Here is a 10,141-nt window from a genome sequence, read left to right on the forward strand (position 1 = left end):
AGAGCCCGGGGTCAGACCGCGAAGCGGTCGCCACCCCGGGTGGCCCCTGTTTGACGCCCTTGGCGTCAGATCTCTTGGTCGTCCTTACTCGATGCCCAGGAACTTGGAGATCGCCTTCCAGGACTTCTGGCGATTCTTCTCATAGACCGCCTGGGTTTCTGAAGAGGGGGTTTCCACGTAAGTGATGATCCCCTTGGCGGTGCTGATCAGGAGATCATTGATGATGATCATTTCCTTCACCGCCGCGTCGTCGCCAGAGTTCAGCTTGCCGCTGTCCACCAGGTCGCTCAGGCTCTCTTTTGCCGCAGTCGTCAGGCCCACATACATGTTGGCCAGCTGCACCACCTTGGTCTTCTCATAGACCTGCTTGCCATGAAGGTCCGCGAGTTCCGCGATGGCCATGTAGTTGCAGAAAACCGCCTGGGCACCGATGGCCCCAAACGAGTGCATCACCGGATTCTCGGCATTCGGGTCTTGAGCGCGGGTGGGAGTGGCGGCACCCACGAGCAGGGCCAGCAGCAGAACGGCTAGTGTTTTCATATAGAGAGATGTTGGCGCGCCACAGTGGCCTTCCGGCGCTGCGGAACAAGCAAAATGAGTTCGCAACTTGCCTGCGGGCATTCGAATGGGGGTTGCCAAACGCTCTCCTCCCTCCAATGATGACGGTTTCGGGAGGGGCGCAACCCTCCCGCGTGTTGTTATCATTCGTTCGATCAATCATTCCCTCTTCTATGGCAGAATCCTCCCCTGATCTTTGGCGCGGTCTCAGCGATGTGGCCCGTGCCGCCCTGCAAACTCGTGACTATTCCGGCGGCTCCTTGGGGGAGCGCTTGCAACAGACTGGCCGTGTGGACGCGCGGGAACTGGTGGGCGGCATCCCCGCTGAAGTGGGCATCCCCGGGGTGGAGGTGTTTCATCGTCGCGTATTCCATCAGCGTTACCGTGGCTATTTCTCCGAGTTCGCCCGCGAAGGGGAGGCTCTCTTGGGCAAGATCGGTCTCTGGCCCAAGCAGTGGGCCACCGCCAAGATGTACTCCGGCACCAGCAAGGGATTTCACATTCATCCCCCTGCGATTCCGGCAGACACCACCCCAGAGGCCTGGTTCCAGCGCCTCTTCGTGGAAGAGCCCACGAACTACTCGCTCCGTCCCTACGACAAGGAACAGTGGGACGTGATGTTCTTCATCCAGGGCATTTGCGAGATGTTCCTCATTGATGAGCGCGCCGGCATGCCGCGCAAGAAGATGCGTTTCATCATCGAGGGCGATGACCTCCGCGGTGAAAGCAACGTGGGTGTGGTCATCCCGGCCGGCGTGGCCCACGCCATCCGCAGTGCCAGCTCCCAGGACCTCATCATGGTCTATGGCACCAGCACCGTCTTCCTGCCGGAAAACGAAGGCCGCATTGAACATGGCATTGAGACTCCAGAAACGCCCGCCGACTGGGAGAAGTTCTGGAATCTCGCCTGAGCTTGAGTACTTTACCATCGGGAGTGGTCTCAATACACGTTGAGACCGCTGCCCGTGGTGGTGGCCGAGTTTGACGTGAGATAGAACCTTGAAGTTTGCCAGCCGTGTTTCTCCTCGACGAAGATCAATCCACCCTGGAGCCCGAACGGGGATACGACCGCGAGGTCGTGGAGCGGGTTTGGCAGTTCGCCCGCACTGTTGCGGGGAATGATCCCTCGGTCTGGCGCAAGGACGAGCATGGTGCCTGGATTCACCGTCTGGCCTATCGCAACCGTCACTCCGAGTTTGGCTGGGAGATTGCCGACTGCGCATTCACCCTTCCCGGCTGTGGGGTGGCCGCTCTCCGCCCCACCCAGTGGCAAAACCATCTGGATTTCCTGGTGGCTTCCCGCACCAGCGTGGTGACGGCGGATGGCCTGCGCAATGCCCGCCGGTTGCTCTGACGTAGTCCGTTCCCGACCCACGCAACATCCCGGCGCGGCCCCGCGTCTACTGCAGATGGGAAAGAGATCTTCATGGTCGAGGCGACGGCTGTTGGTTGCCGGAGCGTCTGGCAGCGTGGCCGGATGGCTGGCCCGAAGCTCGCATGGGGCCGAGATTGCCCCGAGGGCCAAGGCCCCCTTCAAGCTGCTCTACAACAGCGACACCACGCACATTCTCACCTGCACCAGTTCCTGGCGCCCTAACAAGGAGCCGCTTGCGGACTTCATGTTTGAAAAAACGGTGGATGAAGCCGTGGACGCGGGTGCCGATGCCTTCCTCATCGCCCCCGGTTTGGGCTGGGTGCCCTGGTGGCCCAGCCAGGTGCTGCCGCTGGCGGAGCATTGCGAATGGTTCAAGAAACGATTCAACCTTCCCAAGGCCTCGACCAGCTTCACAAACTACGTCCTCCGGGGTGGTGATTTCCTAAAACTCACGGTGGATCGCTGCCACGCCCGTGGAGCGGCCTGTCTGGTGAGCTTTCGCCTCAATGATGTGCATCACAAGGAATCGGCGGATGCTCCGGGCAACAGCCACATCGCGAGCGTGCCGCAGTTCTACACCGATCATCCGGAATACCGCCTGGGGGAACAGTCGCGCGAGACCCAGATCAGCTGGGCCCGGCACGTGCAGAACTGGGCCGTCCCCGAGGTGCGGGAGTTCAAGTTTCGGTTCATCGAGGAACTCTGCCGGAAGTACGACATCGACGGCATCGAGCTCGACTTCTACCGCGCGGCCGCCTATTTCCGGGCGGGGGAGACCACTCGCGAGCAGCGCCGCCAGATCATGACAGAATTCATGGGGCGGGTCCGCCGGGCTCTGGATGATCACGCCCGCCCCGGTCGCCGCCGCTGGTTGAGCGTGCGCATTCCAGGGCAGCTGGCGGCCCATGATGCGTTGGGGATCGATGTGCAGGCCTTTGCCGCTGCCGGGGTGGACATGTTCAACCTCTCCGCCTCCTATCACGTGGAGCAGACGACTTCGCTGCCAGAGATCCGCCGTCTGGTGCCCCAGGCTGCTATTTACCTCGAACTCACCCATGTGGTCTCCTTCAATGGCGATACGCGGAACCGCTCACACCGCCGCACCACCACGGAGATTGCCACCACCACCGGGCATCTTGCGTATTCCCGCGGTGCCGACGGGCTTTCGCTTTTCAACTTCCAGTACTACCGGGATTATCGCGATCCTGGGCAGACGGCGGGGGATGGGCCCTATACAGAACCTCCGTTCGAGCTGCTTCAGGTGTTGAAGCGTCCACAATCCGTGGCCACCCTGCCCCAGCACTACTTTGTTGGTTTGATGTATCGCAACGATCCGCGCCGTGCCTACCCGTTCCCGCGCAAGGTCAAAGGGGCTGAGACACTCCGTTATGTCCTCGATCTCGCCCCTCCTGCGCAGGGCTGGAAGCAGGAAGGGAAGATGCGGCTGCAGGCGCGATCCGCATATCCTGATGGAGACGGGTGGCAGGCCCGCATCAATGGACTGCCCCTGTCGGCCACTCCCGATGTGGGAGAACCCTACCCGACTGTTTACACCCAGATGCACGGTCAGCCGGGCGAATGGCTGGCCTGGAAGGTGCCGGTATCAGCCTTGCGTCCGGGCCTCAATGAGGTGGTCATCACCTGCCCTCCTGACATGGCGCTGGAACTCCTCGGGCTGGATTTGGCGCTTCCGTGAGATTCCGGGGTGGCTCTCTTGGGAAGAGATTGAAAAATTCATCGGTGGCAAAGCATTAAAGTGACCTGTGGGACAGATGGGCTACCTTTGTCCTGTCATGTCACAGAACGCTTCCTCACGAAAATTGGGCAGGATCCGGATGCTGGCCCTCAGCTCGGCCGCCGCGTGGCTGATGCTCGCGGCTTCGTGCGGGAAGACCGACCTCTCGAAACCCACTCCGGCAGAAGAGTACAACCTCTCTGCCGCCGAGGTGCAAAGCCTCGCCCGCCTGGCGGATTCCGGCAATGGCGGGGCGGCGATGCGATTGGGCTACTACTACCAGCTTTCCACAGGTTCGCGGAAGGAGGCCGTCAAGTGGTTCGAGAAAGCCAAGGCCAACGGAGTGCGGGAGGCAGAGGCATGGCTTCGTGGAGATGAGCACCAGACCGCCCCGATGGGGAACCTTGAGCCCTGGGTGTTGACGGAGCCCGTCACCCTGGCAGAGGCCGCAATCCGCTTCAACCAGCGCTATCGTGCGGAGCTCACGGCGACCTCTGAACCACCCCTCACAGAGGCGGAGCTGCGCAACGCGCTCGCCCTGGGAAGCGGGGCTTTCCTGCGTCCTGAAAAGCCGTTGGTGGCGGATCTCTGTACGCAAGTTTTTGAATCAGGCGTCCTGCCCAAAGGTTCGGAGCTCTCCATCTGGGTGGGGGAGACGGTGGGCCGCGGCCAGAAGGAGCAGTTCCGCCCCTTTTTCTTCATTCACCTCCGGCTCACCACCGCGCCATCACCCCAAGCACCGGGAAGTGCCAGTGCCGTTGCCAATCCCGCCTCTGCGGCCCTTCCGGTAAGGCTGGCTCCCCGCAAAGTTGAGGCGAAGTAGGAGGGAGGTGCGAAGAAGCACTTTTCGATGTGGATAGACTCCCGTTAAATTGACCCCATGAAACCCATCTTGCATTGGCTCGTCAGTAGCATAGCCGCGCTGGTCCTGGTGAGCTGTGCCGTCCCCAAGCCTCAGCTTTCCTTGGACGCGGCGAAAGAGGTGACGGTGTTCGAGAAAACGCCAGACGCGACGCTTTCCAATCCCAAGGTGCAGAGAGTAGGCAAGCTCGACAGCCGGGGCGTGTCTCATCTGCGGAAATACATTGCCGGTGCCAGGACAAAGAGGCTGGGGTATGTTTCCTCGAATCGGTTTGTGCAAGTTGGAGACCGTCGGCTGGGTGTCGTGGTCTGGAGTGATGGTCGTCTGTTGGGGCTGGATTTCACCGGCCAGGATGCTTCACTCGTGCCCCCGACGACGACTCATTCACTCATGGTGAATGCGGATGAGGTGTTGTCCAAACACCTGCTTGATGCAGTGAAGGAGGCGAAGTGAGTGATGATGAGCGGAACTCCAGTCCAATCCTCGTTTGATGGACGCAGTCTGGTCCCGCATACGCATGCGCGTCAGGAGTTAAGGGACTCACCTTTGTCACACGCGAGTGTGCTCTGACGCCAAGGGCGTCAAACAGAGTAGCCCAGGGTCAGGCGAGGAACGAGCCGCCACCCTGGGTACATGGGAGTGAACCAGAACTCCGAAGCGAGTTCTACAGACCGCGACCATATCCCTGAGGTGTCCACCGCATGCGGGGCGGTCGCATCCAGGTGGTCTGGACGGTTTGTTGAACTCCCTTGGAGTTACCGCGCCCCCTCTATACCTGGGGTGGCGACCACTTCGCGGTCTGATCCTGGGCTATTTTGTATCACGCCGTTGGCGTGGGCTTCCGCCGAAACACGGGATCATCGTCGCGGGCTCGGGTTGTGTAACCTCGTAAACTTGGCGACCCTGCGCATGCAGGACTGCGGAGTACAGCTGACCGACCCCCACGGCACGATGTCGCCACCGCTGTTGATGTCATTCTTTTATTGAACCCACATGGTGCCGCGAAAGCGGCGCTTCACGCACGCACTCCACAGCGACTTCGTCGTCTGGTGTTGTTTCCCAATCGCAATCAAAACCCGATAGAGCTTCCGGCACCTTTCATCGGGGAACATCCACGCGCTTCAGTATCCGGAAATAGAAGTCCGGCTCGATGCCGGGGAACGCGGCGACCTCCGTGAAGAGCGACTTGTCGTCCAGTTGTTTGAACCCTTCCGCAAGCACGGTGCGATTGAAGTTGGCGTAACCGTAGATCGCATAGAGCGGGCGCTTCTCCTTTTCGGCCTTGGCCACGATGGCTGCAAGTTCTGCACCGGATCCAGCCGGCAGGCAGTGGCGTTCGTAGAGTGGCATGGCCTCTTTTCCCAGACCGTAGCAGACAATGACGGGCGCGGGTTTGAGACCCCGCGCATGCTTCTGGATAAAAGACGCCACATCATGCAAAGGCTCAATCGGGTGGGTGAGGAGAAGCTGCCAGCCGGGATACACCACCCATCCATAGAGAGCCGCCACGGCCAGGGCAGGCAGGCTGGCCAGAGGTTTGCCAGGTCTCTTCCCCAGCCAGATGCTCAGCTCGGACATCGCCTGCACCGTGAGCAGGATCAGGCAGGGCAGGACGGCAATGATGAAGCGGGGATAAAAGTAGCTGTCCGCCAGTTGGGTCAGCGCGGCGAACACGCTTGCGGAGACCAGGAACGTAACCGGGAGCACCCAGCGGAGGTGATGGTCTCGAACCAGAGCCCTCCAGGCTCCATAGAGCACGCTGCCAGCGATCACGAGCGCCAGGGTGCCGGCGGTCAGCCCGTGGGCGCTGAGAGCGGGAATGCCGGTCGCCTCCACCAGTTGTGATGGTATGTAGTGGTCCAGTCCCGACAGCAGGTTGGAGGCGGTTTGATCCAGAAGCTGGCCGGTCAGCACGTGGTGGTCTTTCTCGGCGCCCGCCCATCGTCGGGCCTGCAGGACATTGGGCAGAAAGACCTGGGTCAGCAGGAGCGCCGCAAACAGATTGGTGGCCAGCAGCCGCCACCAGGCGGTCCACCGGTCACGAGTGGTTTCCTGAACTCGGAGGAGGAAGACCAGCGTCACCAGATTCAGCACCGCCACATCCACGAGGGCATTGGGGAAGGCCCAGAGCCAGAGAAACTCCGCACCACCCAGCGCCACCAGCCCACCGGTGCTTCGCCCGTGACTCCGGATGACCGCTGTGGCCGCCAACATGGCCGCCGGGCAGAGCGGCAGGATCAGGGAATAGGCACGCGTGTCTACGCCGTAGCGGATCGCCCACGGATGCACCGCCAGTACCAGCGCCGCCGCAACGCCTGCTCCCGGATGTCCCCATGTTCGCAACAGGCAGGCCATCAGCAGGACTGCTGCTGCCGCAGCGAGGAGCGCTGGCATCCGGGCCGCCAGATCGCTGAAGTCCTCACGTTTCGCTTTTGTGATTTTCTGCCAGACGGTCAGGCTGGTTTTTTGAGCCAGGGAGAGAGGGACGTGATTCGTCGGCTTCTGGTAGTAGAAGGCGCACCGTTTCCAGTCATGAGGCAGAAAGCGCAGCCCGTCCGGCTTCTTGGGATCTTCCTTCCACTTGCCATGAGAAGCCTGCTGCACTGCCCAGGCCTCATCCCACCAGAGGCTTCGGCTGGCCATCGGCAACCGCAGCCCCAGGCCCGCCAGCATCGCCATCAGCACCAGCGGCCAGAACCACCGGGGACTGGATATCGGGCGGTCAGCCGATTGCCCCGAAGGTGCTCTTTCCCAACCTCGTGCCCATATCCTATGGGTGCCCGTCAGCAGGATCCACCCTGCCAGACCTATCCAGGCTCCATAGTGAATCCCCATGGCAGCATCGTGCCACCAGTCTGGTTTCTCCCCGGCTGCCAGCGCGGCGGTGATGGCAGCCTGATGCTCTACAGGGCGTGGACCCCAGATGAGCAGGGCCCCGTCTCCAAGGACCAGGGCGGCCAGCACCACGAAGGTCTTGTGGCGGTGCAGAGCTCTCCAGATCTCGATCATGGCGGGTATTTCCGGGGGACAATTTTTTGGAAACAGCCACAGAATCTTGCGCCTGTTGAGATGCCGTCGTATGAATGTTTCTTAATTCCTTCAGCAGGTGGATCACTTCCAGAGGCGCGGCGAAAGCGACACGCGAACCTCCTTGACGGCCTTGATGACCACCTGTTGCATCAGGACGTTCCCTATCTCCCACCATGAAATCCTCCTTCGCTGCGTTCGCGGTTGGCTTCGGCCTGGCCTTCGCTCCCGCTTTTGTCCCGGCCCAGACTCCGGCCCCCGCTCCCACTGCAGCCGAGGCAGAGCCTTCGGCGGAAGAGGAAGCCAAAAAAGAGGCCGCGATGCTCAAGTCTCTTGGTGCCCAGTTCGAAGGCATTGGCAAGATCGGGTCGCGGGCCGAGGTGCAGATCCCCGAGGGCTACGTCTTCTTTGGTCCCTCTGGCACGAAGAAGCTCCTCAAGCAGTGGGGAAACCTCATCGGTGGGAACGAAGACGGCCTGCTCATGAATCAAGAGAAGGGCTGGTCCGTGGTGTTTGAGTTCGACGACGTCGGTTACGTGAAGGACGACGACAAAGACGAGCTCAATGCGGACAAGATGATGAAGATGTTCAAGGACAACGAGCCTGCTGTGAATGAGGCCCGTAAAGAAGCTGGTCTCTCTGCACAGCACACCCTGGGCTTCACCCTTCCCCCCCGATACAATCCTGACACCAACAACCTGGAGTGGGCCATCCGCTTCAACTTCGAAGGCACCCCGGGCGAGCAGGTCAACCACAACACCAAGCTGCTCGGCCGCAAAGGCGTGATGCAGGCCACCCTGCTTTGCAATCCTGAGGAGCTTGAGGCCGTCCAGCCGGACTACCAGAAGGTGCTGACCGGATTCAAATTCAACCAGGGCGAAACCTATGCGGAGTTCCGCCAGGGTGACAAGGTGGCCACTTACGGTCTTGTGGGCCTCGTGGCAGGTGGTGCTGCCTTTGCTGCTGGCAAGGCCGGCCTCTTTGCCAAGCTGGGAGTGGTGCTTGCCAAGTTCTACAAGGTCATCATCGGGGGGGTGATTGCCCTCTTCATTGGCATCAAGAAACTCTTCGGCGGCCGGGACAGCTCCCAGTACCAGTAAGGTGGCATGGCATGACGGACGGACAATTCCTGCTCCTCATCTTCGCCCTGCTCTATTTGTATGAGTGCCTGCGCTGGGTTCCCGGCCGGGCAGTCATCTGGAAATTGTTTGGCCGGGCCACCGAGCCTGGGGCATGGAGCCGCAGCATCCCGTTGGAGCTTTTTCGCACGCGAGGTGGGGCTTTTGCCCTCCTCCCACCGCTGCCCCCAGTGGGGGCTCACCTGGTCACGGCCGCCTGGCCGGCGGTGCCTCATGCGCAAGGCTTGTGCCTGTGGGATGAGGTGAACGGTACCGCAAGCCACATTCCTTGGTCGGAGGTGGAGGCCTCAGCTGAAGAGGCCACGCTGCGCATCACCCCGGGTAGGGCGGTGAGATGTGTCCACGGCTGGCAGGCAGCAGAATGGGCCAAGCTGATCAAGAGCTGGAAAACGCTGCCGCAGGAGGAGCGTCAGGCCCAGTTTTTGACCAAGGCGGCGACTCTGTTGGATGAGCAACCGTTGCGTGATGCTGGGATTGAAGTGGCACGCGCCACCCGCAGCCTTCGGTGGAATGGCACGTTGCTGGTCCTCTGGGCCCTCGGCATCTTGCCCTACACTTACTGGCGGTTTGGTGACACGCTCCCCACGCTGGTCGCGATCGGATCCCTCTACTTCGTGATGCTCTGTCAGGCAGTGACGTTGTGGTGGATCTCTCGCCGTGATCCCCGCCTGAAGTACGGTCGGTGGAGCCACATCCTGGGCGCAGCGTTTTACCCCCCTTCCTCCATCCGGGCGGCGGACTGGGTTTGCGCGATGAAGAGCCCTGAGATCCATCCGCTGCTGGCAGCTTTCACATTTGGCCAGCGTGAGGCGGCGGAGAAACTGGCTGCCCAGGCTTGGCGACTCGCCCGCTGGCCTGTGGGCAGTATTTCCGACCGTCCCTGGGATGGTCCCGAAGTGCAGGCGTTGCGGACGTTCTTTGCCAAAGTGAACCTGGAACTATCCCAGTTGGAAACCCCACCTGCTCTTCCAGAAGGAGCCAGCAGGCATTGCCCGCGCTGCCTCGCCACCTATGGTGACAAAGCAGAGACTTGCAGCGATTGCGGAGGTATGCCTCTTGTGAAACGCGAAGCCAAGCCTGAAGCGGCGGCGGCTGCGTAAAGGGGGCAAGTGGAGAATCCCATGTCGAAGAGAGAAATCCGCATCCTCGTCGGGAAGCAAAGGTGTTGTCCAGAGGTCTCTTCAACCCACAGCCTCGCGGCCATGTGGCACCCCTTGGGCACGCGGTCGCTCTCGGCGAGGTAGACATCGCATACGGGGAAGTTAGTGCCTGCCAAGGAACCTGGGGGACTGACGTGGAGGTGTTGATGGCGGTGGGGAGAAAGCGGATGCCGTCGGCTTTCCCACCTGATCGTCCTACGCGTAGGTACCCAGGGTTGACTCGCTTAGAGCTCGTCCAACCACTGGGCTGTGCTAGAAATCCCCTTCGGGGATTAACTGCGGACT

General features: G+C 61.2%; 9 protein-coding genes. 7 read left to right on the forward strand and 2 right to left on the reverse strand.

Features of this window, described 5'->3' with window-relative positions; all coding sequences use genetic code 11:
• Nucleotides 1-84: 84 nt before the first annotated feature.
• Complete coding sequence (locus tag BV034_RS03900) at nt 85-540, reverse strand: hypothetical protein (RefSeq protein WP_050024325.1); 456 nt, start codon at nt 538-540, stop codon at nt 85-87.
• Nucleotides 541-731: 191 nt separating this feature from the next.
• On the opposite strand from BV034_RS03900, the gene BV034_RS03905 reads away from it, so the two are divergent.
• From BV034_RS03905 to BV034_RS03925, 5 genes are all read left to right on the forward strand, one after another.
• Entirely contained in the window at nt 732-1,469 is a 738-nt protein-coding gene (locus BV034_RS03905; protein ID WP_050024328.1) for a hypothetical protein, read from the forward strand.
• A gap of 104 nt (nt 1,470-1,573) precedes the next feature.
• Nucleotides 1,574-1,912 carry a hypothetical protein gene (locus BV034_RS03910; protein WP_050024330.1) on the forward strand — a complete coding sequence of 113 codons (339 nt, stop codon included), beginning with the start codon at nt 1,574-1,576 and terminating at the stop codon, nt 1,910-1,912.
• A gap of 55 nt (nt 1,913-1,967) precedes the next feature.
• Nucleotides 1,968-3,629 (forward strand): family 10 glycosylhydrolase, encoded by a 1,662-nt coding sequence (locus BV034_RS03915; protein WP_265592597.1) that lies wholly within the window; start codon nt 1,968-1,970, stop codon nt 3,627-3,629.
• A gap of 97 nt (nt 3,630-3,726) precedes the next feature.
• A complete protein-coding gene (locus BV034_RS03920; protein ID WP_265592598.1) occupies nt 3,727-4,491 on the forward strand; it encodes a hypothetical protein in 765 nt (254 codons plus the stop codon).
• A 57-nt stretch (nt 4,492-4,548) separates the two neighbouring features.
• Nucleotides 4,549-4,983, forward strand: a complete 435-nt coding sequence (locus tag BV034_RS03925; RefSeq protein WP_050024336.1) for a hypothetical protein — start codon at nt 4,549-4,551, stop codon at nt 4,981-4,983.
• Between the two features lie 645 nt (nt 4,984-5,628).
• On the opposite strand, the gene BV034_RS03930 is transcribed toward BV034_RS03925, so the two are convergent.
• Nucleotides 5,629-7,539 (reverse strand): hypothetical protein, encoded by a 1,911-nt coding sequence (locus BV034_RS03930; protein WP_050024338.1) that lies wholly within the window; start codon nt 7,537-7,539, stop codon nt 5,629-5,631.
• A gap of 194 nt (nt 7,540-7,733) precedes the next feature.
• Between BV034_RS03930 and BV034_RS03935 the strand changes: the two genes are divergently transcribed.
• Both BV034_RS03935 and BV034_RS03940 read left to right on the forward strand, forming a co-directional pair.
• Nucleotides 7,734-8,657 carry a DUF2167 domain-containing protein gene (locus BV034_RS03935; protein ID WP_050024340.1) on the forward strand — a complete coding sequence of 308 codons (924 nt, stop codon included), beginning with the start codon at nt 7,734-7,736 and terminating at the stop codon, nt 8,655-8,657.
• 11 nt (nt 8,658-8,668) lie between these two features.
• Nucleotides 8,669-9,796 (forward strand): hypothetical protein, encoded by a 1,128-nt coding sequence (locus tag BV034_RS03940; RefSeq protein ID WP_050024342.1) that lies wholly within the window; start codon nt 8,669-8,671, stop codon nt 9,794-9,796.
• Nucleotides 9,797-10,141 lie beyond the last annotated feature (345 nt).

Origin of the sequence: Verrucomicrobium sp. BvORR034, assembly GCF_000739635.1 — a bacterium.
GTDB lineage: Bacteria > Verrucomicrobiota > Verrucomicrobiia > Verrucomicrobiales > Verrucomicrobiaceae > Verrucomicrobium.